This window comes from Aureimonas altamirensis (assembly GCF_023702225.1).
In the GTDB taxonomy this organism is placed as follows: Bacteria; Pseudomonadota; Alphaproteobacteria; order Rhizobiales; family Rhizobiaceae; genus Aureimonas; species Aureimonas altamirensis_B.
On record NZ_JAMQCO010000007.1, the window covers coordinates 190,871 to 216,160 of the forward strand.

Consider the following 25,290-nt stretch of genomic DNA (forward strand, 5'->3'; position numbering starts at 1 on the left):
ACCGCTCTGTCAGGCGGTCATGGCAAGCGGCCGGGCGATGTCACGCGCCGCCGTGTGGATGGATGAAAGGTCGAGGCATGTATGACGTGCCTGCGCCGCAGGGGCGGGATGATCCGAGCGCCAATGCCCGCCACGGCTTTCGCGTCGTTCGAACGCCCCGACGGCCATGGCGAGGCCGACGAGAGCGGGATCGCTGGTGTCGGCCAGAGGCAGCAATTGCGCCACGGCGCGCGTCAGGCCGGCTTCGTCGCGGATGAGGGCCAGATCGCGCCCCAGGATCCGGCGCACCTGTTCCAGCGCGGCATCGCCCGTATCCGAAGGCGGCGCGGCCTCTACGATCGGACCGGCGGCCGGCGCGCCGGCTATGCTGTCGGCGACGCGCGGCGCCATCACCGCCGCTTCCAGCAACGAATTGCTGGCCAGCCGGTTGGCGCCATGCAGCCCGGTCGACGCTACCTCGCCCACCGCCCATAGGCCCGGAACCGTCGTATGTCCGGACAGGTCCGTGGCAAGACCGCCCATATGGTAATGCGCCGCCGGACGGACCGGGATCGGATCATGCGACGGATCCACCCCGAAGGCGCGGCAGAGCGCGGCGATGGCGGGGAAGCGATCGGCGAAGGCGCCGTCGCAGATTCCGCGCGCATCGAGGTAGACTTTTTGCCCACAGGCGATCCGGGCGTGGATGGCGCGCGCCACGACGTCGCGCGGCGCCAGTTCCGCTCCCGGCGTGTCGGCCATGAAGCGCCGCCCCTCCCCATCGACCAGGATGGCCCCCTCGCCCCGCACGGCTTCCGAGACGAGCGGCAGCGGAAAGCGACCGCAGTCGAGTGCGGTCGGATGAAACTGCACGAACTCGGGATCCTGCAGTTGCGCACCGGCGCGAAGACCGAGGGCAAGCCCGCCGCCGATGCTGCCCGCCGGGTTGGTCGTGGCCATGAACAAACCGCCGACCCCGCCCGTCGCAAGGATGACCCGCGCCGTCGGCACGAATGTATCGTCGAGCCAGAGGCCGGCGATCCGCCCGTCGCAGAGCTGCAGCCGGCGCACCCGGCGGCCTTCGACGAGGCGGATATGCGGCGCGGCGCGTACGGCGGCGGCGAGCGCGCGGTGGATTTCCGCGCCCGTGCCATCCCCGAAGGCGTGCACGATGCGGCGCCGTGCGTGGGCTGCCTCGAGCCCCAGCGCCGGCGCGCCATCGGCGTCGCGGTCGAAGCGGACGCCGAAGCCGGCAAGGCGCGCGATTGCCCCGGCCGCGCCGGAAAGTATTCGTCCGGCGGCACCGGCCTCCACCAGGCCGTCGCCCGCGGCAAGCGTATCGGCCAGATGCAGCGTGGCGTCATCGCCTGCTCCGATTGCCGCGGCGACGCCCCCTTGCGCCAGCCCGGTGGACGATGTCGCGGCCTTCAGCGACGGGCAGACGAGCATGCAGGGCTCGGCCAGCGACAGCGCCGTCAGCATTCCGGCCAGCCCCGCCCCGACGATCACGGCAGGCTGGCTGCGGCCGGTCATATCGCCAGCATCCGCTCGACGGCCAACCGCGCGCGGTCGGCCACCGCCGGATCCACCGTCACCTCGTGGCGCCCGAACTCCAGCGCTTCCCGGATATTGGCCAGCGTGATCCGCTTCATGTGGGGGCAGAGGTTGCACGGGCGGATGAAATCCACTTTCGGATGGTGGACGGCGATATTGTCGCTCATCGAACATTCGGTCAGAAGAACCACCCGTCCCGGCTGCTTTTCTTCCACGTAATCCGACAGCATGGCCGTCGAGCCGGAAAAATCCGCCGCCTCGACCACCTCGGGCGGGCATTCCGGATGGGCCAGCACGATCACGCCCGGATGGCTGGCGCGCAATTCGGCGATATCGCCCGGCGTGAACCGTTCGTGCACTTCGCAATGGCCCGCCCAGGTGATCATTTCCACATGGGTTTCGCGCGCGATGTTCTGCGCCAGATATTCGTCCGGCAGCATGATGACCCGCGGCACGCCCAGCGCCTCGACCACCTTTCGGGCATTGCCGGAGGTGCAGCAGATGTCGGACTCCGCCTTCACATCGGCGCTGGTGTTGACGTAGGTCACCACCGGCACGCCCGGATAACGCTGTCGCAGCAGCCGGATGTCGGCGGCCGTGATACTGTCGGCCAGCGAACAGCCCGCCCCCATGTCGGGGATCAGAACCGTCTTGCCGGGGTTCAGCAGCTTGGCGGTTTCCGCCATGAAGTGCACGCCCGCCAGGACGATGATATCGGCATCCACGTTCATCGCCTCGCGCGCCAGCGCCAGGCTGTCGCCCACGACGTCCGCCACGCAATGGAATATCTCCGGCGACTGGTAATTGTGCGCAAGGATGATCGCGTTCTTCTCGCGCTTGAGCCGCAGGATCGCATCCACGTCGCCGGCCATGGCAGGCCATTCGATCGCGGGGATCACGCGGGACACGCGGTCATAGAGCGGCGCGGTGCGTTCGAGGAAATCTGCGTTCATGGCCATAATAATGCTCATATTGAGTATATATCGGCCATATGCTTACTATGAGTATAAGCGTTGTCAAGAGCGGGTAAGCGGCAGCTTCGTCCCTACGGCATCGCGTTCGGCAACGACGGCGCGTCGAAACCGGAACAGCTTCGCCGGCCTTCCACCGGTATCGCCCGCCATGGCGCCGGTTTCCTCGACCAGTTCCTGCTGCTCGATCAGACGACGGAAATTCTGCTTGTGCACCAGCCGGCCCGACAAGGCTTCCACGCTGCGCTGCAGCTGAAGCAGCGTGAAGTCAGGCGGCATCAGTTCGAAAACGACGGGGCGGTATTTGATCTTGGCGCGCAACCGCGCGATCCCGGTCGCCAGGATGCGCCGATGGTCGGCCGCCATGGCGCAGCCGGTCGGCAATTCCGGCGCTCGTGTCTTGCCCCGGTCGCGCCATGCCTCGTCGACGAGGCCCGCCTCGTAGAGGAGCTCGTAGCGTTGCAGGGTCAGTTCCTCGTTCCAGCCCTGTCCCTCCATGGCAAAGGCCGTGGCCGCCCGCTGGCGGAAGGCGTCGTCGCCCTGCGTACGAGCCAATGCCTGCCGGATTTGGGCCAGGATGGAAGGCGCCCCGGTTCGATGATCCTCCCACGGAAAATACCGATACCAATCCATCCAGCCGGCGCCGCCGTCCAGCGTCGTGTTGGCCTGCCGCGTCAGGCCGAGATAGCTGATGGAGATGGCCCGGCCGCCCGCGACGTCGCGATCGCGGTCGGCGAAGGTGTAGAGTTGTTCGAGATAGCCCAGCGGATGATGGGTCTGCTCCTCCACCCAGGCGCGCAGGCCCAACTGCAGCGAACGGTGCCCCGATTCGAACGGGCCGGATGGCAGGGACCGCCCATCGGCCGTCGTCAGGACCGTCGGTGCGCCATCGGTTACTGCGGCCAGCACGGCGATCAGATCCGCGGTTACGGCGTTGGACGCGGCCAGGGCTGGCGATTCGGGCATGCGCTTTCCGTCGGTTGAAAGTGGCGCATGACATAGCGCACAAGCGCTGCCGAATGAACCGGCCATTGCGCGAGGCCGGCGGCGGGAGCATACAGGAGAAAAATGGCAGCGCTGCCAAACGAGAATCAATCCCCGGGAGAAAACCGATGTCGCTGTCCCTGTTCGACCTTGCGGGGCGCCGTGCCCTCATCACCGGCTCAAGCCAGGGCATAGGCCTGGCACTGGCGGAAGGCCTTGCGGCGGCAGGCGCGGCGATCGTGCTCAACGGGCGCGACGCGCCGCGGGTCGAAGCGGCGGCCGAGGCCCTGAGCACGCGCGGGTTCGACGCCACGGCGGCCGCCTTCGATGTGACGGACGCCGCTGCGGTGCGTTCCGGCGTCGACCGGATCGAGGCGGAGACCGGCCCCATCGACATTCTCGTCAACAATGCCGGCATCCAGCGCCGCGCCCCGCTGGAGGATTTCGCGCTGGATACCTGGCGCGAGATCGTTTCCGCCAATCTGGACAGCGTCTTCTTTGTCGGGCAGGCGGTCGCCCGCCACATGATCGGGCGCAAGCGCGGCAAGATCATCAATATCGCCAGCCTGCAAAGCGAAGCGGCCCGCTATTCGATCGCGCCCTACACGGCGACCAAGGGCGCGGTGAAGAACCTGACCAAGGGAATGTGCACGGATTGGGCGCGGCACGGTCTTCAGGTCAACGCGATCGGCCCCGGTTATTTCGATACGCCGCTGAACAAGGCCCTGGTGGAAGACCCGAAATTCGATGCCTGGCTGCGCACCCGCACCCCGGCCGGCCGCTGGGGGGATGTGAAGGAACTGCAGGGCGCGGCCATCTTCCTGGCATCGTCGGCTTCCGACTTCGTCAACGGTCAGACCATCTATGTGGACGGCGGCGTGCTGGCGACGCTGTGACGGGCGCCGCGCCCCGACGGAGTTGAAGTCGGCACGCCATTTTGTGTAGTAGAGGGCTCCAGTTTACGGGGGCGCTCTTGGCGGTGTTGCAGACGACGGCCGACGAAGGCGCGGCCATTCCGGTATCGCTGGCGGGCCTGTCGCGCCGCATCGGTGCGCTGGATATCCTGTCCGACATCGACCTCGAGGTCGCCGCAGGGGAAATCCTCTGCCTCGTCGGTCATTCGGGATGCGGCAAATCCTCGCTCCTGCGGCTGATCGCCGGCGTCGACGCACCCAGTGCCGGGCAGATCGCCCTCGGTGGCGAGGTCGTGGCCGGCCCTGGCCGCTTCGTCGAACCCGAGAAGCGCGGCGTCGGCCTGATGTTCCAGGACTATGCGCTTTTTCCGCATCTGACGGTGCGGCAGAACATCGCTTTCGGCCTGCGTGGACGGTCGAGGGGCGAAATCGCGGCACGCGTCGAGTCTACCCTGCAACGGCTGGGCATCGCGCATTTCGGGGCGCGCTATCCACATATGCTGTCCGGTGGCGAGCAGCAGCGCGTGGCCCTGGCCCGCGCCATCGCGCCGCGCCCGGGCGTCCTGCTGATGGACGAGCCCTTCTCCAACCTGGACAGCCGCCTGCGCGAGACGGTGCGCATGGAGACGTTGGCGCTGTTGCGCCAGATCGGCGCGACGGTGGTTCTGGTGACGCACGATCCGCAGGAAGCCCTGATGGTCAGCGACAGGATCGCCCTGATGCACAAGGGCCGCATCATTCAGGCCGGCACCGGCCGCGACCTCTATTACGGGCCGCAAACCCCGTTCGTCGCGCGGTTCTTCAGCGATTTCAACGAGGTGCGGGGCACGGTGCACCATGGCGAAATCGACACCCCGTTCGGCCGCGTGGCGGCCGGGCGCGACGCTGCCGAGGGAAGCGAGATGCTTGTGCTCGTACGCCCGGGCGGCCTGCGCCCCGGCCATGGCGACGGCAGCATAGAGGCACGGATCGTACATCGACGCTTCTGCGGCGAAGTGGAACAACTCGACATCAGGCTGGATGCGCATCCGCAACTTGTAACCATTCGAAGAAACGTCGGCGACTTTATTTCCGGCGCCGACCGTATCCGCGTCGTACTCGACCGTAAGGACGCCTTTGTATTTCCCGTAACCTCGTGACAATTTCGCGAGTGGTCGATTTAAACTTGACTAGCCAAATCATGTTGGGTTTCTAGCGTGGCCATCGAGGTCACCACAGGAGGCATGGTTCATGCGCGCGATCAACGGAACTTTCGGCAGGGCGCTCTTGTGCGGCGTCTGCCTTTCGGCGGGCGCCGGATCGGCCCTCGCAGCCGAGGTCAATCTCTACACCACCCGCGAGCCGGGTCTGATCCAGCCGCTGATCGATGCGTTCGAGGCGGAGACGGGCAACACGGTCAACACGATCTTCCTCAAGGACGGACTTGCGGAACGCGTCGCCAGCGAGGGGGAAAGCTCGCCGGCCGACGTCCTGATGACGGTCGATTTCGGCAACCTCGTCGATCTCGTCGACAAGGGCCTGACACAGCCGGTCACCTCGGAAGCGCTGGAAAGCGCCATTCCGGAAAACCTGCGGGATGCGGATGGCAACTGGTTCGGCCTCTCGGCCCGCGCCCGGGTCCTCTATGCCGCCAAGGACCTGGACCTAGACAGCTTCACCTATGAGGAACTGGCCGATCCCGAATGGCGCGGCAAGGTGTGCATCCGCTCCGGCCAGCACCCTTACAACACGGCCCTGTTCGCGGCCTACGACGCCCATCACGGCAGCGAGGCCACGCAAACCTGGCTCGAGGGCGTCAAGGCCAACCTCGCCCGCAAGGCCGGCGGCGGCGACCGGGACGTCGCGCGCGACATCATGGGCGGCATCTGCGACATCGGTATCGCCAATTCCTATTATGTCGGCCTGATGCGCAGCGGCGCCGGCGGGCCAGACCAGGAAGAATGGGCCAAGGCCATAAAGGTCATCCTGCCCACCTTCGAGGGCGGCGGCACGCAGGTGAACATCTCGGGCGCGGCAGTCGCCGCGCATGCGCCGAACAAGGATGTGGCCGTCGACTTCCTGGAATTCCTCGTCTCGGAAGAGGCGCAGGAAATCTATGCCCGCGCCAACTACGAATACCCGGTACGCGCCGGTGTCGAGGTAGACCCGATCATCGCCGAGTTCGGCACGCTCGAGATCGACCCGACGCCGCTGGCCACCATCGCCACACGCCGGGCCGATGCGACGAACCTTGCGGAGAAGGTCGGCTTCGACGATTAAGCAGACTGAAACCCGCGCCGTCGCCGGCTCGTCCCGGCGGCGGCGCATATCCGCACACTGGAATCCAGCATGACGACGCCGACCTTTCCGGCACGGGCCTTATCCGGCGTCCGCCCATGGCGTCGCGGACGCGCCGCGTGGCTTGTGGCTGCGGGCATCGTCGCCGCACTCGCGATGATGCCGATCGTGGCGCTGGCCGTGCTGGCGCTGGGCGGATCGCTCGACGTCTGGCCGCACCTCCTGTCAAACGTCCTGCCGCGCGCAACCTGGAACACCCTTCTACTGCTGGGCGGGGTCGGCACGATCACCGGTATCGTCGGTTGCGGCACGGCCTGGCTGGTGACCGCATACGACTTTCCGTTGCGGCGCCAGATGGAATGGGCGCTGCTTCTGCCGTTGGCGGTGCCGACCTATATCGTCGCCTATGCCTATCTGGACCTCCTGCATCCCGTCGGGGCCGTGCAATCCACGATCCGGCTGATCCTCGGCTATGAAAGCCCGCGCGATTTCCGCCTGCCGGACGTGCGCTCGATGGCCGGCTGCATCCTGATCGTCTCCTCGGTCCTCTATCCTTACGTCTACATCACCACCCGCGCGATGTTCATGACGCAGGCCGCCAACCTGATCGACGTATCGCGCACGCTCGGCTGCAGCTACCGCGCCGCCTTCTTCCGGGTGGCGCTGCCGCAGGCGCGGCCCGCCATCGCCGTCGGCATCAGCCTCGCCTTGATGGAAACGCTCAACGATATCGGCGCATCCGAGTTTCTCGGCATCCGCACGCTGACGGTCTCGATCTATTCGCAATGGGTCAACCGGACGGACCTTCCGGGCGCCGCGCAGATCGCGCTCGCCCTGCTGCTGCTCGTCATCCTCGTCGTGGCGGCGGAGCGATGGGCACGCCGGCATCAGGCCTACGCGGCATCGGCGCAGCGTCCCCGCCGGCTGGAGCCGAAACGCCTGTCCAGGGCGGCCGGCCTCCTGGCCCTTCTGGCCACGCTGGTGCCCGTATGCTTCGGCTTCCTGTTTCCCGCATCCTACCTGGCGGACGCCGCCGGCAAGCGCATCGCCTTCAGCGGCGTATCGCCGGCCATCCTGAACGAAGTCGTCAACACGGTGTCCATCGCCACGGCCGGCACGCTGGCGGCGCTTGCCTTCGGCCTCGTCATCGCCTTTGCCGCGCGCCTTGCGCCGGGTGGCGTGTCGCGCCTGTTCACGCGCGCCGCCCTGGTGGGCTACGCCATACCGGGAACGGTGCTCGCCATCGGCGTCCTCTATCCCGTCACTCTGGCGGATCGCTGGATGGACGGGCTTTGGCGCAGCTATTTCGGCACCGGCCTCGGCCTCCTTCTGCTCGGTTCGGGCAGCGCGCTGGTGCTGGCCTACACGCTGCGCTTCCTGGCCATCTCGACCGGCGGCATAGAAGCGGGCCTGTCGCGCATTCCGCCATCGCTCGACGGCGCGGCGCGCACGCTGGGCGCGACACCGCTTCGGCTTCTCGCTACGATCCACATCCCCCTGTCGCGCGCGGCCATCGCGGCTGCGGCCATCCTGATCTTCGTGGACTGCATGAAGGAGTTGCCCGCGACGTTGCTGCTGCGGCCGCTGAACTTCGAGACGCTGGCGACGCATCTGTACGGCGAGGCTGCGCGCGGCACCTATGAGGATGCGTCGGTCGCCGCCCTTCTGATCGTGCTGGTGGGCATGGTGCCCGTCGCCATCCTCTCGCGCATCGGACGCGAGCGCTAGGTCGCCGCAGGCAGCGACACCACCTGCTCCAACCCGCCGGAGGGCCGGTTGGCGATCGTCAGCGTGCCGCCTTCCTGCTCGATGATCTCCCGCGCTATGGCAAGCCCGAGCCCGGCGCCCGGCGCCGTCTTGCGGCGTGCCGGATCGACGCGGAAAAACGGCTCGAAGACCCTGTCCAGCAACTCGGCCGGTATGCCCGGCCCTTCGTCGCCGATGATCACGCGCAGGCGCGGCCCGTCGGCCTGCAGGGACACGGTCCCGCCCCCGCCATGGATGCAGGCGTTCTCGATGAGGTTGCGCAAGGCGCGCTTGATCGCCAGCGGCCGCGCATTCACCATCGCGTCGGCCACCGCGCCGCGCTGCGTGACGGCGAGGCCGATCTCGCCGAGTTCGTCGACGATCTCGCGGGTCAAGGCGGCAAGGTCGACAGGCTCTCTCCCTTCCGGGCCCGCCACCTCCTCCCGCACGAGGCGGATGGCGCTGTCGGCGATCCTGTCGAGTTCCGACAGGTCGCGCAGCCACACTTCACGCTCTTCCTCGGGCAGGAACTCGGCTCGCAGGCGCATGCGGGTCATCGGCGTCCGCAGGTCGTGGCCGGCCGCCGCCACCAGCCGCATCCGGCTTTCCATCGCGTTGCGCAGGCGCGCGGACAGGCGGTTCAGGGCGGCCGCGGTTTCGCGCACCTCCGCGGGGCCGCGTTCCTCGACATGCGGAAGCAGTCCGTCCGGCCCGATGGCGCCGACCGCCTCGTCCAGCATGCGCAGAGGGCGCGTCATCATGGTTGCCGCGATCAAGGCGATGGCCAGCGCGCCGAGGATGACGAGGCCGAGATAGAACACCAGCGGCGCGCGCGCCGAGGGCGGCGGCGCGGGATAGGTCAGGTAGGCCCATTGCCCTGGCTCGTATTCGAGCGCGAGACGGCGCGCACCCTCCGCATCCTGCAAGATCAGCACCTGCATCGGGTCTCCCTGCCGGGCCAGCACCCTTTGCACGCCACGCGCCTCGCGCGCCAGTTCGCCATCGTCTTCCCCGCCCGGCGGCGGGCCGGTGCGTATGCCATGGCGCGCGGCGGCAGCCGGATCGTGCCGCAGCACGCTTGCCACGATGCGCACTTCCTCGGCAAAGCTGGCGGCAAAGCTGCGGCGGTCCGGGCGCTCAAGGACGCGCCAGCTCACCAGCGCCGCCAGCACGACGACGCCGACGATGGAGACCACGAGAAGAAGGGCCAGGCGGGAGCGGATCGAGCCCATCAGGATATGCGCTCCACCTGCGTCGAGAACTGATACCCGCCGTTGCGAACGGTCTTGAACAGGCGGAATACCCCGCCATCGCCGAACTTGCGGCGCAGGCGGCTCATCGTCACGTCGATGGTGCGGTCGAACGGGTCGGTGAAGCTGCGCCCGTGCAGGAGGTCCAGCAGCGTATCGCGCGACAGGACCCGGCCCGGCCGCTCCAGGAAGATGACCAGAAGATCGAATTCCGCCCCCGTCAGGTCGAGATCCTGTCCGGCGTCGTCCGTTACACGCCGCGCCGTCCTGTCGGCGGTGAAGCCTTCGAAGCGGTAGACGCCGCTTTCGGGCTCGGCGGAACCACGCTCGGCCCCGCGCCGCATGACCGCGCGTATACGCGCCGCAAGCTCGCGCGGGTTGAAGGGTTTGCCGAGGTAATCGTCGGCTCCGAGCTCCAGCCCGACGATGCGGTCCACATCCTCCTTCAGGGCGGTCAGAAGGATGATGGCCAGCTCGGGCCGGCGATCCTTCAGTTCCCGGCACAGGTCCAGCCCCGAACCATCGGGCAGCATCACGTCGAGAACGACGAGGTCGATGCCCCCGGCCTCCACCTTCTGTTCAGCCTCCGAGCGATTGGCCGCCAGATCCGTACTGAAGCCCTGCCCTTCCAGATAGCGACTCAAAAGATTGCGGATATCCGCATCGTCGTCGACCACCAGCACGCGGGTTCGACCGTCCATCTCCGGTTCCTTCGATTACCGTCCAAGACATCATGTAAGCGGCGGCGCACCGCATTTCTTGCGGAAATTTGTTGCGAAACCTTGCAGCGCGCTCCGGCTTTCCCGCGGGCCGGAAACCGGAGCGACACTTTGCAACATATCGAAACACGCCAGGCGCGGTCCCGCCGCGAAGCGACGCTATCTGTTCGTTCATCGCAAGGCACAAAGGAGCGAAACGGATGAAGACGTCATCGAAACTACTGGCCGGCCTGCTCGCCGCCGGCATCGCGCTTCCGGCGCTGGCGCAGACGGCACAGCCGGCGCCTCCGCCCCCGCCGCCCGCTTCTGCCGGACCGGAGGCCAAGGGCCCGCCGCAGGGCCCGGCCGGCCATGGCCGCATGATGCGCGGCGACAGGGGCGACCGCCCGTCGATGCTCTGGAACGTATCCTCGCGGCTCGCCGCGGCCCAGACGGCGCTTGGCATAACCGCCGATCAGCAGGATAGCTGGAACGCCTTCACGAGAGCCGCGATCGCCTTCGTGGAAGCAGGGCGGCCGGCGCGCGGCGGGCCGGACATGGCCGCGCAGGACGAGGATGACGATGCCGGCCCGGCATCGGACGACGTCGACGCGGCAGAGGCGGATGTGGCAGCCCCGTCGCTACCCGACAGCCGCCCCTTCGCGCGGGTGGACCGGATGCTGGAACGAAGCATCGCACGCGGACAGGCCGCGGAAACGCTGCGCACCGCCATGGCGCAGCTGGCCGGCGAACTGACGCCGGAGCAGACCGCAACGGCCGAGAGGCTGCTGCGCGAGCTGCCGCGCCCCGGCCGCCACGGCAAGGGCCCGCACCAGCACGGCCAGCACGAGCGCGGCGATCGCCGATAGGACGTAGAGCGAAGACGAGGCCGGGGTGGCGACGCCCCGGCCTTGACGTTGCCGCGCCTGGCTGCAATGCCGGTCCCGTGTATCGGAAGGACCGGGCATGGCGGGGCTGCAGGGCATACTCTTCGACAAGGACGGAACGCTGCTCGATTTCGACGCCACATGGGCGCCCGCGACGATGCAGGTTCTGGATGCGCTGGCGAGCCGGCGGCCGGGCATCGCCCGACGTATGGCCGATGCCTGCGGACTCGACACCGGCCGCATGAGCTTCCGGCCGGGCTCCCCCATCATCGCCGGCGATACGGCGGACTATGCCCCCGTCTGGGCCGAGCTTATCGGAGTGCCCTTCGACAAGGCCTTCGAAACGCGCGTCAACGACCTGTATCGAAGCGCCAGCCTGTCGACATTGCGCGGCTACGACGACGTGGCGAAAGGCATCGACCATCTCGTCGCCCGGGGCTATCGCATCGGCCTGGCCACCAATGACGCCGAGGCCACCGCCCGCGCGCACCTGTCCGCACTCGATATCCTCGACCGGTTCGACTATGTCGCCGGCTACGATTCGGGCCATGGCGCCAAGCCTGGTCCCGGCATGGTCGAGGCCTTTGCCCGGCATGTCGGGCTTGCGCCGGAGGCCGTCGCCCTGATCGGCGATTCCAGCCACGACATGGATGCCGCAAAGGCCGCCGGCGCGCACCCGATCGGGATCGCGCGGACGCCGGCGGCGCGGGATGCGCTCGCCGGCCATGCCGATGTGATCGTTGCCGATCTTGCGGGCCTGATCGGTTGGCTCGAAAGGCGCGCCGCGCCTCAGCCCCCGATGGAAGGCTTCACCGCGTAGGGACCGTCGCCAAGCAGCGCCAGCGCCACGAGGCCGACGATCCACAGGCCCAGGAATTCCCAGCCGCCCCCTTCATTGGTGAAGAAGAACCCGGCCGGCCCGTGCACCGTGACGATGGCTCCGAGAAGGATGGGGATGAGCGCGGGAGCCACGATCCGGGTCTTGAAACCGAGGATCAGGGCCACGCCGCCGAGCACTTCCGCCAGCATCACGATGTAGGCGAGAACGCCTGGAAGGCCGAGGCTTTCAAAGAATTGGGCCGTCCCCGCCGGCGTGAAGACGAAGATCTTCAGCCCGGCATGGGCCAGAAACAGGAGCCCCAGGACGAGGCGCAGGGCGAGCGCCGCGTAAGGTGCGGTCTTGGTGTCGATCATGATTGTCGCTTTCAAGCGTTCGTGTCGTTCTGGGTCGCATATTGCCTCCATCGCAAAATTGGAGAAGACTGCTTTTCAGGATAAGGGCTCACACCCGGAGGAATAGATGCCGGATCACCTGCGATCCATGGAAGTCTTTGCCCGTGTCGTCGCAGCCGGAAGTTTCTCGGCGGCGGGCCGGGCGATGGACATGTCGCAGACCATGGTGACCAAGCATGTCGCCGCCCTGGAACGCCGGCTCGGCGTTCAGCTTCTCCGCCGCACGACGCAACGCGTGACGCCGACCGAGGCCGGACGCCGCTTTGCAGAATCCGCGGAGCGCATCCTGGAGGAAATCCGCGAGGCGGAGGCGCTGGCGGCCGCGGAGACGATCGAGCCACAGGGCACGCTGCGGGTCAGCGCGCCCTTGTCCTTCGGGCTTCGCGAATTCTCCAAGGTCGTGCCGGCCTATCTGTCGCGCCACGACAAGGTGCGGCTCGACGTCGACTTCAACGACCGGCTGGTCGACATCCTTTCGGAAGGTTTCGACATGGCGATCCGCATCGGACGCCTGAAGGATTCCAGCCTGACGGCAAGGCGCCTCGCCCCTTGCAACGTCCTCGTCTGCGCGGCGCCTTCCTATATCGAGCGGCATGGGGCGCCCCGGTCCGTCGGGCAACTGCCGGATCACAACTGTCTCGGCTATACGCTCTCCACCGTCACCGGCGCGGGGCTGTGGACCTTCGGCGTAGATGGCGAAGTGCCCGTCAAGGTATCGGGCAATCTCACCGCCAGCAGCGGCGACGCGCTCGTGCTGGCGGCCATAGCGGGCCTCGGCATCGTCTACGAGCCCAGTTTCATCGTCGGAGACGCGGTGCGCGGCGGCCAACTCGTCCCGATCGCGCTCGATCATCCGCCGGTTCGCCTTGGCGGGGTCCATGCCGTCTGGCCCGCGACCCGCCATCCCTCCGCCAAGATGCGCGCGATGATCGACCATCTGGTTTCGGTATGGAGCGGCACGCCGCCCTGGGACCGCGAGCTCCCGGTCTGATGCCTGATAGTGTGAGCGCTGATGCATCCAGGGATAATTGCTCACACGGCAAGGAATATCCATCTTCACACCACCGCAAGTCGCAATCAGGATCGACGGTCATGGACATCGTAACGCACCCCTCTTTCGCCCCACTCAGCATCGGCCGCGTAGCGCTGGCCGTCCGCGATCCGGAGGCGGTCGGCGCCTTCTATCGCGATGTCGTCGGGCTCGTCCCGCTGGGCAAGGGTGAGGAAGGCGCATTGTACGGCACCCCGGACGCCCCGCTTCTCGAACTCGTCCACCGGCCGAATGCCCAGCCGGACGACCCGCGTGAAGCCGGATTGTTTCATACGGCCTTCCTGCTGCCCGACCGGGAGTCGCTTGCCGAATGGGCCGCCGAAATCGGCGTCCGCCGGCAGGTCCCGCTGGAAGGCGCATCCGACCACATCGTCAGCGAGGCGTTCTATCTGTCCGATCCGGAAGGAAACGGCGTCGAGATCTATGCCGACAGGCCGTCCTCGGCCTGGACGTGGCGCAACGAGGCGGTGGAGATGGCGACGAAACCTTTGGACACCAACAGCCTGTTCGCCGAGGTCGACCTCTCTGAGCCGCTTTGGGATGGCGCGCCGGAAGGCACCACGGTCGGCCATATCCACTTGCGGGTCGGCGACCTGAAGGACAGCGACGGATTTTATCTCGGTGACGCCGGTTTCGAGCTTGCGACCACCTATCCCGGGGCGCATTTCCTGTCGACCGGGCACTATCACCACCATGTCGGCACCAATGTCTGGCGCAGCGCCGGGTCCGGCCTGCGGGGCAACCGGACAGGGCTTCTGTGGTTCGAGGTGCTGGATCGCCGCGCCGATGCTGCGGCACGCGTGCTGACAGACCCATGGGGAACGGAGCTGCGCTACACACCCGCAAATCAAGGAACTGGATCATGGAGCGAGTGACTGGTGGATGCCTGTGCGGGGCCGTAAGGGTCGAGGCGGCGGGAGCGCCTTTCCGCGTCGGCATCTGCCATTGCCTCGATTGCCGCAAGCACCATGGCGCATTGTTCCATGCCTCGGCGATCTTTCCGCAGGATGCGGTGTCGGTCTCGGGCGACACCCATGAGTATCAGGGCCGCAACTTCTGTCCGCGTTGCGGCTCCTCCGTCTTCGGAAGGTCCGCCGACGAGATCGAGATCGCGCTGGGCGCGCTGGACGAGATCGATCGCTTCGTTCCGACTTACGAACTGTGGACCATCCGTCGGGAGGGCTGGCTGCCTGCCTTCCCGCTTATCCGCCGCCATGCGAAGGATAGGCCTTCGGGCGGCCGGTCCGAGGACTGATCATTCGGCGAACACCCGCCCGTCCCGGATGGCGATGGAGCCACGATCCCCGGAGTTGACGGCAACATCGGACCGAACGTCGAATTCGAGCATCTCGCCGCTGTCGGTGGCGGCAACAAGCCGGCGGCTGTCGGGGCGGTCCAGCACCTGCCGGACCGTGACCGGCAGTCCTTCACCGGCGGGGGCGTAATCCACATCGCGCGGCCGCACGAAGAGCCCGGCCTTTCCATCGCCCACGCCGGGCGCCGGAATGGCGATGCCGCCGAGCCGGGCGAACCCGTCGCGCACATCGACCGACAGCCGGTTGGAATCCCCCAGGAACTGCATCACGAATGCATTGGCCGGCGCGCGCGTCACCTGGCGCGGGGTGCCCCGCTGCACGATGCGCCCTTCGTTCAGGATCACCACCTCGTCCGCAAGGTCCAGCGCCTCTTCCTGGTCGTGCGTCACGAACAGGGTCGTGATACCGAGCTCGCCGTGGATTTCCCGCAGCCAGCGCCGCAGGTCGCGCCGGACGGCAGCGTCGAGCGCGCCGAACGGTTCGTCCAGCAGGAGAACGCGTGGATCCACCGCCAGCGCCCGCGCAAGCGCCACCCTCTGGCGCTGCCCTCCGGAGATCTGGTTCGGAAATCGATCTTCCAGCCCGTCCAGGCGCACAAGGCCGAGTAGTTCGGCGACGCGCGCGCCGATTTCGGCCCGCCCACGCTTGCGTCCCTTGCCACCCTGCATGCCGAAGGCGACATTCTCGGCGACCGTCATGTGCGGAAACAGGGCATAGTGCTGGAACACGAAGCCGACGCCACGATCCTGGATGGGGATGCCCGTCGCATCCTCGGCGCCGAACAGGATGCGGCCGGAATCCGGATATTCGAGCCCGGCGACCATGCGCAGGATGGTCGTCTTGCCCGAGCCGGACGGGCCGAGCAGCGCCACCAGCCGGCCGCTTTCGATGTCCAGCGATACGCCATGCACTGCCCGGAAGGTCCGGAACGTCTTGACCACGGTGTCGAGGCTGATCTTCATCGCGCAAATCCTCCGGGCGGGGCAATGGTGGGTTGGGCCGTGGCCGGGCGCTTGCGTCGTCCGGCACCGCGTGATTCAAGCGCCACCTTCACCGCCAGCGTCACCAGCGCCAGAACCGTCAGGATCGACGCCGCGGCGAAGGCCCCCACCGTGTTGTAGTCGTGGTACAGAAGCTCGATGTGCAGCGGCAGCGTGTTGGTCTGCCCCCGGATATTGCCGGAAACCACCGAGACGGCGCCGAACTCGCCCATCACGCGGGCGTTGCACAGGACGATGCCGTACAACAGCGCCCAACGGATGTTGGGCAGGGTGACGCGCAGGAACGTGCGCAGGCCGCCGGCGCCCAGCGATACGGCCGCCTCTTCCAGATCCCGGCCCTGCGCCTGCATCAGCGGGATCAGTTCCCGCGCCACGAAGGGCGCCGTGACGAACATGGATGCCAGCACGATGCCCGGCAGCGCGAACAGGATCTGCAGGTTCGCATCCATCAGATAGCTGCCGAACAGCCCTTGCAGGCCGTAGACGAAAAGATAGGAGATGCCGGCGACGATGGGCGAGATCGAGAAGGGAATTTCGATCAGCACGATCAGCGCGCGCCGTCCGGGAAAATCGAACTTGGTCACCGCCCAGGCGGCCGCGACGCCGAATGCGGTGTTCAGCGGAACGGCGATCAACGCGGTCGTCACCGTCAGGCCGATGGCGTGCAGCGTATCCGGCTGGCGGATCGTCTCGGCGAAATAGGCGACGCCTTGCGAGAAGGCCGCCGCGAAGATCATCCCGAGCGGCGCGACGATCAGCACCAGGGCGACGATCAGCACGAAGCCGATCAGTCCGAGGCGGAAGATGGGGCGATCGCCGATGCGAGCCTTGCGCATGTCCATCTCAGCCCCTTTCCGTGTAGCGCAGCGCCCGGGCCTGCAGGACATTGGTCACCGCCAGCATCACGAAGGCGGCGAACAGCATGACGGAGGCGATCGCGGCCGTGGCCGGGTAGTCGTATTCCTCCAGACGGATGAAGGCCAACAGCGCCGTGATCTCGCTGTAGAAGGGCTGGTTGCCGGCGATGAAGATGATGGCGCCGAACTCGCCGAGCGAGCGCGCGAACGACAGCGATGTCCCGGCCAGCAGCGCGGGAGCCAGCAGCGGCAGGATCACCTTGCGGAAGACGCGGCCCTCGCCGGAGCCCAGCGACAAGGCCGCCTCCTCGAGCGCGGGGTCCAGATCCTCCAGGACCGGCTGCACCGTCCGCACCACGAAGGGCACGCTGGTAAAGGTCATAGCGACGATGATGCCGAGCGGCGTGTAGACCACCGTGATGCCCAGATCGGCCAGCGCGCCGCCCAGCCAGCCATTGGCCGCGAACAGCGTCGTCAGCGCGATGCCCGCCACCGCCGTCGGCAAGGCGAAGGGCAGGTCGACGATGGCATCGAGCAGCCGGCGCCCCGGGAAGCGATAGCGCGTCAGCACCCAGGCGAGCGCCAGCCCGAAGACGACGTTGAATGCCGTCGCCGCCAGCGCCGTCAGGATGGTGACCTGGTAGCTGGCCACGGCGCGCGGCGCCGATACGATCCGCCAATAGGCCTCCGGCCCAAGGCTGGCTGCCTTGAAGACGAGGGCCCCGAGGGGCAGGCACACGATGACCGTGATGTAGAACAGGGTGAAGCCGAGGCTCAGCCCGAACCCCGGCAGGACACGACGCGACACGTTTCGGGCGCCCCCTCGACTTTGGCGCAAACAGGAACAGGCCGGCCCTTTGGCCGGCCTTCGGACGTCACCCTCTTAGCGGCTGCCGTAGAGCTGGTCGAGCGTCCCGCCAGAAGCGAAATGCTCTTCCTGCACCTTGTCCCAGCCGCCGAAGACGTCTTCAACCGTCAGGAGACGGACTTGCGGAAACTCCCCTGCGAACTTCGCGGCCACCGCCTCGTCATGCACCCGGTTGCCGTTCTCGGCCAGAATCTCCTGCCCGGCCGGCGTATAGAGGAAGTCCAGATAGGCCTTGGCAAGGTCTGCCGTGCCGCGCCGCTCGGCCACGCGATCGACGACCGCGACCGGAAACTCGGCAAGAAGGCTGACCGACGGAACCACCGTATCGAAGCTGTCGGTGCCGAACTCACGCTCGATGCCGCGCGTTTCCGCCTCGAAGGTGATCAGCACGTCGCCGATCTGGCGCTCGACGAAGGTGGTGGTGGCGGCACGACCGCCGGTATCGAAGACGGGCACGTTGTCGAACAGCTTACCGATGAACGCGCTCACCTTCTCCTGGTCGCCGTCGAAGGCCTCCAGCGCATAGGCCGTCGCGGCCAGATAGGTGTAGCGGGCATTGCCGGAGGTTTTCGGATTGGGGAAGATCACCTGGACGTCGTCGCGGACGAGATCGCTCCAATCGTTGATGTTCTTCGGATTGCCCTCGCGCACCAGGAAGGCCGGCAGGGAGTAGTATGGCGACGCCTGGTTGGGGAATTCCTGCTGCCAGTCGGCACTGACGAAGCCGTTTTTGGCAAGGATATCGACGTCCGTCACCTGGTTGAAGGTGACGACGTCGGCTTCCAGCCCCTCCAGGATCGAGCGCGCCTGCCTCGACGACCCGCCATGCGACTGGTCGATCGTCACGTCGCGTCCGGTCTTCGCCTTGTAGTCGGCGATGAAGGCCGGGTTGATCGCCACGAACAGTTCGCGGGCGATATCGTAGGACGCGTTCAGAAGCTTGTCCGCCTCCTGCGCCTGTGCGCCTCCGGCTGTGGAAAGCGCTATCGCAAGGCTGAGCAGAAGGGACTTCTTCATCGGGTATCTCTCGGCAATTGGCTCTGGATCGAAGACCCTTTATCTCCTGCCGCGCGCCGCGCGACGAGGTCGAAGCCGGTCGTATCGCGCGGCGGCGTGGAACCAATCTTCCGCCGCCGCGCCCATCCGTGGAAAAATCTTCGGCAGCGCTCAGCCGAGCTTCAGCGCATCCAGAATCTTTCGTGTGTTGTTGCGGAACATGTCCAGATAGGTGGGCGCCGGTCCGGACGCATCCGACAGCGCATCGGAATACAGCGTTCCGCCGACATGGGCGTCCGTCTCGCGGGCGATTTGCTCGATCAGCCGGCTGTTGGTGATGCTTTCGACGAAGACGCCGGTGATGCCCTCGGCCCTGATCTGCGAGATGATCGCCGCGACATCGGCGGCCGAAGCCTCGGACTCGGTGGAGACGCCCTCCGGTGCGATGAACTCCACCCCATAGGCACGCGCGAAATAGCCGAATGCGTCATGCGACGTCACCACCTTGCGGCGATCCTGCGGAATCGTCGCAAGCTCGGCCTTCACCTCCGCGTCCAACGCCTGCATTTCGGCGACGTAGGCCGCCGCCCGCTGCCGGTAACCTTCCGCATTGGCCGGGTCGGCCTCGGCCAGGCCGTCGGCGATGTTGCGCGCATAAACGACGCCGTTCGACAGGTCCTGCCACGCATGCGGGTCTATCGGCCCGTGATCGTGCCCCTCATGGGAGGCCGCATCTTCGTGCCCGTGGTCATGGTCATGGTCGTGCGCGTGACCGTGCTCGTGCTCGTGCTCGTCATGCTCCTCGCTCTTCAACTCCACAACGCCGGTCGATGCCACGACCGTCTTGCCGGCATAACCGGACGCCTCGACGAGGCGCGGCATCCAGCCCTCGAAGCCGAGTCCGTTCATGACGACGAGGTCGGCGTCTGCAAGCTTGCGCGTATCGGCCGGCGAGGGCTGAAACACATGCGCGTCGCCATCCGGGCCGACAAGCGGCTGAACCTCGACCGCGTCGCCGCCGATCTCACGCGTCATGTCCGCAAGGATGGAGAAGCTCGCGACGACCTTGATGGGCTCGGCCGCCGCCAAGCCCGGGGCCGAAAGAAGCGCGATCGCCGAGACGGCACCGATGGACAGGAACTTCGACATGCAAGGACCTCAGTGATGGATATGACGGAACTGGATGGAACGGGCGATAACGCTGTCGAAGCGCCCGGCGAGGACGGAGACGGCGTAGACGGCCGAAGCGGACAGGATGATCGCCGGGGATGCCGGCGCGCCGTAATGATAGGAAACCAGCAGGCCGCACACCGAGGACGCGAAGCCGACGAGAATGGCGACAAGCATCTGGCCCGGTACGGTCTCGGCCCAGAAGCGGCTGGCGGCGGCCGGCAGCATCATGATGCCGACCACCATCAGCGTGCCCAGCGCCTGGAAGCCGCCGACGAGGTTCAGCACGACGAGGCTCATGAACAGCATATGGGCCAGTCCGCCGGCTCCGCCGACGGAGCGCAGGAAGCCGGGGTCCAGACACTCGGCCACGATGGCGCGATAGAAGATGGCCGTGAGCGCGAGCGTCAGCGTCGCGATGCCGGCCATCAGCAGGATCGCCGCGTCGTCGAGCCCGAGCACCGTGCCGAACAGCACGTTGAGCAGGTCGATATTGGAGCCGTAAAGCGAGACGATCAGCACCCCGAGGCCCAGCGACGCAAGGTAGAACGCGGCGAAGCTGGCGTCTTCCCGCAGGGCGGTGAAGCGCGAGACGATGCCCGCCAGAAGCGCCACGGCCAGGCCCGAGACGAGGCCGCCCAGCGTCATGGCGGCCAGCGAGAAACCCGCGATCATGAAGCCGATCGCGGCGCCCGGCAGGATCGCATGGCTCATCGCATCGCCGACGAGGCTCATGCGCCGCAGCACCAGAAGGACGCCGAGCGGGCATGCCCCCAGCGAAAGGGCGAGACAGCCCGTCAGGGCCCGCAGCATGAAGGCATAGTCGGCGAACGGAGACAGCAACGCGCTCATGCCGCCGACCTCGAATAGGGATCCTCGATCCAGTTCTCGCTCAAGGTTCGCGCCTCGCGCAGCTTCTCCGGCGTCAGCACGCGCGCAGTCGGGCCCCAGTCCACGACTTCGCGGGCGATCAGCAGCGTGTCCGGAAAATGCTCGCGCACCAGTTCGAGATCGTGCAGAACCGCGATGATGGTTCTCCCCTCCCCGTGCCAGCGCCGCACGACGGCCAGAAGGTCGAGCGTCGTGCGCATATCGATGGCGGTGAACGGCTCGTCCAGCAGCAGAACGCGCGCATCCTGCACCAGCATCCGCGCAAAGAGCGCGCGCTGCAGTTGGCCACCCGACAGGGTATGGATGGCGCGGCTCTCGAAACCGCGCAGGCCGACGGCGGCGATGGCCTCCTCCACCCGGGACAGATCGTCCTGGGCGATGCGGCGGAACCAGCCGGACTTGCGCGAAGCGCCCAGGGCGACGAGGTCCGCGACGTCGATCGGAAAGCTGCGATCCAGATCTCCCGCCTGCGGCAGGTAGGCCACGTCGTGACGTTTCAGGCCGTGCAGGCAGACGCTGCCCGTGGATGGGTCTATCAAGCCCATGATGCCCTTGAGCAGGGTGGACTTGCCGGCGCCGTTCGGCCCGATGATCGCCGTCAGCGAACCCTGTGCGAAAGCACCCGTCGCGTGATGCACGGCCGGTTGCCGACGATAGGCGAGCGTCAGATCCTTCAGCGCGATGACGGGCGCACCGGCCCTCATCGCACCATCACCAGAAGGACGGCCGCCCAGAGCAGCAGAAGCGGCGCCGCGACGATACCGAGGCGTTGAAAGGCCGACATCTGCATGACGGAGCGCGGTTTGCGGCCTGTGTCGGCCGATCGGGTCTTGCTGTCTTCGAGCATCAGGTCGCCGGGATGTTCCAGTTGCCGGTTTGTTATAACATTACAAGCAAGACGGCAAGTGGTGCGGTGCGAAAGGCGGCGTTAACCATTCCGGCAATTCTGCGGCAAAAATCGACACTTGGCCGGCGGCAAGCGCAACCCAATGTCATTTGAATCGTTTAAACAAGCTTCCAGTGGTCAAGATGGTGCACATCGTCATGCGAATATTGCGGAGCAGATACAGCCAGATCGGACTTCTCGGAGCAGTTGGGATTGCTGCAACGCAGCTACCCGTCGACGAGGTTCAGGCCTGGGCGATGCCACACAGCCAGACATTCGTCTATGATGCGATCGCCAGGGAGGCGCAGAGCCTCCCGCGGGAGGTCCTCCCGGGCGTGCGCCTGATGGACATCCGGCAGGAGGGCGACAAGGTCGTCTACGCCTTCGCGGCGGACGGACCGGTGGACGCGCGACAGGAGAAGTCGGCGATGGCGGGGCAACGATGCGCCACCTTCAAGCCTGCCTTGCTGCGTGGCGACCTCGCCGCCGTCGAGCATCGCTACGAAGGCGACGGCCAGATCCAGACCTTTTATATCCGCCGGGCCGATTGTCGCTAGCGATCAGTCCAGCCCCAGCCTGAATGCGGCGGCGCGGCGATGGCCCTCAAGACCCTCGCGGGCGCTCTGCCGCACGGCATGCGGCGCGACGGCGGCGACACCCTCGTCGTCCAGCCATTGGTGCGTCGCGACCTTGAGATAGGATCCGACCCACAGTCCGCCGGTGTAGCGGCCGGCCCCCATGGTCGGCAGGGTATGGTTGGTGCCGCAGCACTTGTCGGAATAGACGACGCTCGCCCGCGTTCCGATGAACAGGGATCCGTAATTGGACAGGCGCGTCGCAAATTGCGCCGCGTCTTTTGTATGGACCTGCAGGTGCTCCGCAGCGATCCGATCCGAATAGGCCACCATCGCATCCTCGTCCGGCACGACGGCGATCTCGCCGTAGCTCTGCCACGCCGCACCGGCCACCGCGGCCGTGGACAGTGTGGCGAGTTGCGCCTCCACTTCGGCCAGCACCGCGCGGCCCAGGGCTTCCGACGTGGTGATCAGGCCGACGCGCGTCCGGATGTCGTGCTCGGCCTGGGCAAGCAGATCGGTGGCGATCATCGCGGCATCGCCGGACTCGTCGGCGAGTACGTAAATCTCGCTCGGGCCCGCCAGCTGGTCGATCCCGACCCGCCCGAACACCTGCCGCTTCGCTTCGTTGACATAGGCGTTGCCTGGACCGACGATCTTGTCCACCGCAGGCACGCTGTCGGTGCCGTAGGCCATCGCCGCGATCGCCTGCGCGCCGCCGATCCGGAAGATGCGCGTCGCGCCGGACAGATGGCAGCCCGCGACCATGGCCGGGTGGGCGTTGGGCGGCAGGCACGCGACGATCTCGGCGCAGCCCGCGACAGCCGCCGGAACGATGGTCATCACCGGCGCCGACAGAAGCGGATAGCGCCCGCCGGGCACATAGGCGCCGACGCGGCGGATCGGGATGATGCGGTGGCCCAGATGCAGGCCCGGCAAGGTCTCTATCTCCAGTGGCAGGATGGTCTGCCGCTGCGCCTCGGCAAAGCGGCGCACCTGCTCGATGGCGAACTGCATGTCCTCGCGCGCTTCCGGGTCGAGGGCAGAGACCGCCTCCTGCTTATCGGCATCGGAAACCTCGAATCGCTCCGGCGCCGACCCGTCGAAGGCTTCGCTGTAGTGCCGAACGGCGTCGTCGCCCTCCCGCGCCACGCGGCGCAGTATTTCGCGGACCGTCGATTCGATCTCCGTACCGTCGACTTCGGCGCTGGCCGCCGGAGCCTTGATGTGGAACAGGCCGTGCACGGCAGGCTGGGACGGCGTAGACATTGTCATCGGGCATTCCTGCGGAGGTCAGAGAGGGTTTTCTGTCGCGCAGAAGCTGTCACCCGGCGCAGCGCCTGCCAATCCGCCGGGGCCGGGGTGTTGAAAATAATAACCAGTCGTAGGATGGTAATGACTGAAAATTGTGCGGTGCGTCGACAGCCCGCCCCGACGGGATCAAACGGGAGCATCGAATGCCCGCGATCGGACACGGCTTGAGGGAGCTGCGCAGGAGGCGGCAATTGTCGACCCGGCAGCTTGCCGTGCGCTCCGGCATTTCGCATTCCACCATTTCGCTGATCGAGCGGGATAAGCTGAGCCCGTCGGTGGACACGTTGGGCGCGATTCTGGAGGCCATGGGCTCCACCATGAGCGGCTTTTTCTCGCAACTTGCGTCCAGCGCCCCCTACTCCCCCTTCTACCGCGCGGAAGACCTGCCGGAAGCGGGCCGGCCCACCAGTATCTCCTATCGCATCGTCGGCATCGACCATCCCAACCGAACTCTCCTGATGCTGCACGAGACCTACGCGGCGGGGGCCGATACGGGTGAGGCCATATCGCATGCCGCGCAGGAAGCCGGCATCGTGGTGGAGGGTGCGGTGGAAGTGACCGTCGGCGCACAGTCGCGCGTGCTCGAAACGGGCGACGCCTATTATTTCGACAGCCAGATCCCGCATCGGTTCCGCAACGTTTCGGGGAAACCGGCGCGGATCGTCAGCGCCATTACACCGCCCACCTATTAGCCTCTCGGGGGCCGTTCCAGTGCAGCTGCGAAGGCCATCGCGGACAGAATATTCAACGCCTGCTTTTCCCTGCTGCGGACCATGGCGGGTTGTGTTTGACTTTCGCCCGGACTTCCAGAGGAGACGATTTCAATGAAGAAACTCATTTCGACTGCGGCAGGCCTCGTGGCGCTGGGCATCGCCCTTTCTTCCGGCGCGGCCTCGGCCCGCGACCTGACGGTGGTGTCCTGGGGGGGTAATTACCAGGACGCGCAGCGCGAGATCTACTTCAAGCCCTTCGCCGAAAAGACGGGCAAGCCCGTGCTGGAGGAATCCTGGGATGGCGGATACGGCGTCATCGCCGCCAAGATGGAAAGCATTCCGGCCAATTGGGATGTCGTCCAGGTCGAAGCCGAGGAACTTGCCCTCGGCTGCGCCGACGGCCTCTATGAGCCGGTGGACTGGTCGGCCCTCGGCGGCGAGGACAAGTTCATTCCGTCCGCGGTCAACGAATGCGGGGTCGGCGCCATCGTCTGGACGACCGGCCTCAGCTACGACGGCGACAAGCTGAAGGAAGCGCCCCAGGGCTGGGCCGACTTCTGGGACACGGAGAAGTTCCCGGGCAAGCGCGGCCTGCGCCGCGGGCCGAAATACGCGCTGGAATTCGCGCTCATGGCCGACGGCGTGAAGCCCGAGGAAGTCTATGAGGTTCTCGGCACCGACGAGGGTGTCGACAGGGCCTTCGCCAAGCTCGACGAATTGAAGTCCGATATCGTCTGGTGGGAAGCCGGCGCCCAGCCGATCCAGCTCCTGGCCTCGGGCGAGGTCGTCATGACGACCGCCTATAACGGCCGCCTGACGGGCATCAACAAGACCGAGAACCGGAACCTGAAGATCGTCTGGCCCGGCAGCATCTATGCCGTGGACAGCTGGGTCGTGCTGAAGGATTCGCCCAACAAGGACGCCGCGTTCGAGTTCATCGCCTTTGCGAGCCAGCCGGAAAACCAGTCCAAGCTGCCGAACTACATCGCCTATGGATTGTCCAACATCGAGGCCGGCAAGCTCGTGCCGGCGGCAGAGGCCACCGAGCTTCCCACCTCTCCGGAAAACATGGAAGGCGCGATCTCGCTCGATACCGATTTCTGGATCGACCATATCGAGGAGCTCAGCGCCCGCTTCAACGCATGGCTTGCCCAGTAAG

27 protein-coding genes are annotated in these 25,290 nt (G+C 66.7%); 12 read left to right on the top strand and 15 right to left on the bottom strand.

Going from position 1 to position 25,290, the window contains the following annotated elements:
- Positions 1 to 9: 9 nt before the first annotated feature.
- From NDN16_RS13290 to NDN16_RS13300, 3 genes are all read right to left on the bottom strand, one after another.
- Positions 10 to 1,512 (bottom strand): L-aspartate oxidase, encoded by a 1,503-nt coding sequence (locus tag NDN16_RS13290; protein WP_251114058.1) that lies wholly within the window; start codon positions 1,510 to 1,512, stop codon positions 10 to 12.
- A complete protein-coding gene (nadA, locus tag NDN16_RS13295; RefSeq protein ID WP_251114059.1) occupies positions 1,509 to 2,486 on the bottom strand; it encodes a quinolinate synthase NadA in 978 nt (325 codons plus the stop codon). Before nadA ends, NDN16_RS13290 begins: the two co-directional genes overlap by 4 nt.
- Before the next feature lie 63 nt (positions 2,487 to 2,549).
- Positions 2,550 to 3,470, bottom strand: coding sequence for an NUDIX hydrolase (locus NDN16_RS13300; RefSeq protein WP_251114060.1), 921 nt, complete (start codon positions 3,468 to 3,470; stop codon positions 2,550 to 2,552).
- A gap of 146 nt (positions 3,471 to 3,616) precedes the next feature.
- On the opposite strand from NDN16_RS13300, the gene NDN16_RS13305 reads away from it, so the two are divergent.
- From NDN16_RS13305 to NDN16_RS13320, 4 genes are all read left to right on the top strand, one after another.
- Positions 3,617 to 4,384 carry an SDR family oxidoreductase gene (locus tag NDN16_RS13305; protein WP_251114061.1) on the top strand — a complete coding sequence of 256 codons (768 nt, stop codon included), beginning with the start codon at positions 3,617 to 3,619 and terminating at the stop codon, positions 4,382 to 4,384.
- 83 nt (positions 4,385 to 4,467) lie between these two features.
- Positions 4,468 to 5,541, top strand: coding sequence for an ABC transporter ATP-binding protein (locus NDN16_RS13310; protein ID WP_251114158.1), 1,074 nt, complete (start codon positions 4,468 to 4,470; stop codon positions 5,539 to 5,541).
- A 91-nt stretch (positions 5,542 to 5,632) separates the two neighbouring features.
- Complete coding sequence (locus NDN16_RS13315) at positions 5,633 to 6,661, top strand: Fe(3+) ABC transporter substrate-binding protein (RefSeq protein WP_251114062.1); 1,029 nt, start codon at positions 5,633 to 5,635, stop codon at positions 6,659 to 6,661.
- Positions 6,662 to 6,730: 69 nt separating this feature from the next.
- Positions 6,731 to 8,407, top strand: a complete 1,677-nt coding sequence (locus NDN16_RS13320; protein ID WP_435301101.1) for an ABC transporter permease — start codon at positions 6,731 to 6,733, stop codon at positions 8,405 to 8,407.
- On the opposite strand, the gene NDN16_RS13325 is transcribed toward NDN16_RS13320, so the two are convergent.
- Together NDN16_RS13325 and NDN16_RS13330 are read right to left on the bottom strand one after the other, a co-directional pair.
- Complete coding sequence (locus tag NDN16_RS13325; RefSeq protein ID WP_251114063.1) at positions 8,404 to 9,657, bottom strand: ATP-binding protein; 1,254 nt, start codon at positions 9,655 to 9,657, stop codon at positions 8,404 to 8,406. The genes NDN16_RS13320 and NDN16_RS13325 overlap by 4 nt on opposite strands.
- The gene (locus NDN16_RS13330; protein WP_251114064.1) at positions 9,657 to 10,376 is read right to left on the bottom strand and encodes a response regulator transcription factor; all 720 of its coding nucleotides are present in this window, start codon (positions 10,374 to 10,376) and stop codon (positions 9,657 to 9,659) included. Before NDN16_RS13330 ends, NDN16_RS13325 begins: the two co-directional genes overlap by 1 nt.
- A gap of 218 nt (positions 10,377 to 10,594) precedes the next feature.
- On the opposite strand from NDN16_RS13330, the gene NDN16_RS13335 reads away from it, so the two are divergent.
- Positions 10,595 to 11,242, top strand: a complete 648-nt coding sequence (locus tag NDN16_RS13335) for a Spy/CpxP family protein refolding chaperone (protein ID WP_251114065.1) — start codon at positions 10,595 to 10,597, stop codon at positions 11,240 to 11,242.
- A gap of 97 nt (positions 11,243 to 11,339) precedes the next feature.
- Entirely contained in the window at positions 11,340 to 12,080 is a 741-nt protein-coding gene (locus NDN16_RS13340) for an HAD family hydrolase (protein WP_251114066.1), read from the top strand.
- Here NDN16_RS13340 and NDN16_RS13345 read toward each other — a convergent pair.
- A complete protein-coding gene (locus tag NDN16_RS13345; RefSeq protein WP_251114067.1) occupies positions 12,050 to 12,454 on the bottom strand; it encodes a DoxX family protein in 405 nt (134 codons plus the stop codon). The genes NDN16_RS13340 and NDN16_RS13345 overlap by 31 nt on opposite strands.
- 106 nt (positions 12,455 to 12,560) lie before the next feature.
- Between NDN16_RS13345 and NDN16_RS13350 the strand changes: the two genes are divergently transcribed.
- The 3 genes from NDN16_RS13350 to NDN16_RS13360 all read left to right on the top strand — a co-directional run bounded on the left by NDN16_RS13350 (position 12,561) and on the right by NDN16_RS13360 (position 14,799).
- Positions 12,561 to 13,484, top strand: a complete 924-nt coding sequence (locus NDN16_RS13350) for a LysR family transcriptional regulator (RefSeq protein ID WP_251114068.1) — start codon at positions 12,561 to 12,563, stop codon at positions 13,482 to 13,484.
- Between the two features lie 101 nt (positions 13,485 to 13,585).
- Entirely contained in the window at positions 13,586 to 14,419 is an 834-nt protein-coding gene (locus NDN16_RS13355; protein WP_251114069.1) for a VOC family protein, read from the top strand.
- The gene (locus NDN16_RS13360; protein WP_251114070.1) at positions 14,407 to 14,799 is read left to right on the top strand and encodes a GFA family protein; all 393 of its coding nucleotides are present in this window, start codon (positions 14,407 to 14,409) and stop codon (positions 14,797 to 14,799) included. The genes NDN16_RS13355 and NDN16_RS13360 overlap by 13 nt, the downstream gene beginning before the upstream one ends.
- Here NDN16_RS13360 and NDN16_RS13365 read toward each other — a convergent pair whose 3' ends face one another.
- From NDN16_RS13365 to NDN16_RS13400, 8 genes are all read right to left on the bottom strand, one after another.
- Positions 14,800 to 15,822 carry a sulfate/molybdate ABC transporter ATP-binding protein gene (locus NDN16_RS13365; RefSeq protein WP_251114071.1) on the bottom strand — a complete coding sequence of 341 codons (1,023 nt, stop codon included), beginning with the start codon at positions 15,820 to 15,822 and terminating at the stop codon, positions 14,800 to 14,802.
- Positions 15,819 to 16,703, bottom strand: a complete 885-nt coding sequence (gene cysW, locus NDN16_RS13370; RefSeq protein ID WP_251114072.1) for a sulfate ABC transporter permease subunit CysW — start codon at positions 16,701 to 16,703, stop codon at positions 15,819 to 15,821. Before cysW ends, NDN16_RS13365 begins: the two co-directional genes overlap by 4 nt.
- A gap of 1 nt (position 16,704) precedes the next feature.
- Entirely contained in the window at positions 16,705 to 17,526 is an 822-nt protein-coding gene (gene cysT / locus NDN16_RS13375; RefSeq protein ID WP_251114073.1) for a sulfate ABC transporter permease subunit CysT, read from the bottom strand.
- Between the two features lie 75 nt (positions 17,527 to 17,601).
- Positions 17,602 to 18,603, bottom strand: a complete 1,002-nt coding sequence (locus NDN16_RS13380) for a sulfate ABC transporter substrate-binding protein (protein WP_251114074.1) — start codon at positions 18,601 to 18,603, stop codon at positions 17,602 to 17,604.
- Positions 18,604 to 18,753: 150 nt separating this feature from the next.
- On the bottom strand, positions 18,754 to 19,731 hold the full coding sequence (locus tag NDN16_RS13385; protein ID WP_251114075.1) for a metal ABC transporter substrate-binding protein: 978 nt from the start codon (positions 19,729 to 19,731) through the stop codon (positions 18,754 to 18,756).
- A gap of 9 nt (positions 19,732 to 19,740) precedes the next feature.
- A complete protein-coding gene (locus NDN16_RS13390) occupies positions 19,741 to 20,604 on the bottom strand; it encodes a metal ABC transporter permease (RefSeq protein WP_251114076.1) in 864 nt (287 codons plus the stop codon).
- Entirely contained in the window at positions 20,601 to 21,347 is a 747-nt protein-coding gene (locus NDN16_RS13395) for a metal ABC transporter ATP-binding protein (protein ID WP_251114077.1), read from the bottom strand. Before NDN16_RS13395 ends, NDN16_RS13390 begins: the two co-directional genes overlap by 4 nt.
- A complete protein-coding gene (locus NDN16_RS13400; RefSeq protein ID WP_251114078.1) occupies positions 21,344 to 21,490 on the bottom strand; it encodes a hypothetical protein in 147 nt (48 codons plus the stop codon). The genes NDN16_RS13395 and NDN16_RS13400 overlap by 4 nt, the downstream gene beginning before the upstream one ends.
- A gap of 296 nt (positions 21,491 to 21,786) precedes the next feature.
- On the opposite strand from NDN16_RS13400, the gene NDN16_RS13405 reads away from it, so the two are divergent.
- Positions 21,787 to 22,086: a hypothetical protein gene (locus tag NDN16_RS13405; RefSeq protein WP_251114079.1), complete on the top strand. Its 300-nt coding sequence runs from the start codon at positions 21,787 to 21,789 to the stop codon at positions 22,084 to 22,086.
- 3 nt (positions 22,087 to 22,089) lie between these two features.
- Here the strand turns inward: NDN16_RS13405 and hisD are convergent, their stop codons facing one another.
- Positions 22,090 to 23,379 (bottom strand): histidinol dehydrogenase, encoded by a 1,290-nt coding sequence (gene hisD / locus NDN16_RS13410; RefSeq protein ID WP_251114080.1) that lies wholly within the window; start codon positions 23,377 to 23,379, stop codon positions 22,090 to 22,092.
- Positions 23,380 to 23,561: 182 nt separating this feature from the next.
- On the opposite strand from hisD, the gene NDN16_RS13415 reads away from it, so the two are divergent.
- Both NDN16_RS13415 and NDN16_RS13420 read left to right on the top strand, forming a co-directional pair.
- Positions 23,562 to 24,110 carry a cupin domain-containing protein gene (locus NDN16_RS13415; protein WP_251114081.1) on the top strand — a complete coding sequence of 183 codons (549 nt, stop codon included), beginning with the start codon at positions 23,562 to 23,564 and terminating at the stop codon, positions 24,108 to 24,110.
- 132 nt (positions 24,111 to 24,242) lie between these two features.
- Positions 24,243 to 25,289 carry an ABC transporter substrate-binding protein gene (locus tag NDN16_RS13420; RefSeq protein ID WP_251114082.1) on the top strand — a complete coding sequence of 349 codons (1,047 nt, stop codon included), beginning with the start codon at positions 24,243 to 24,245 and terminating at the stop codon, positions 25,287 to 25,289.
- Position 25,290 lies beyond the last annotated feature (1 nt).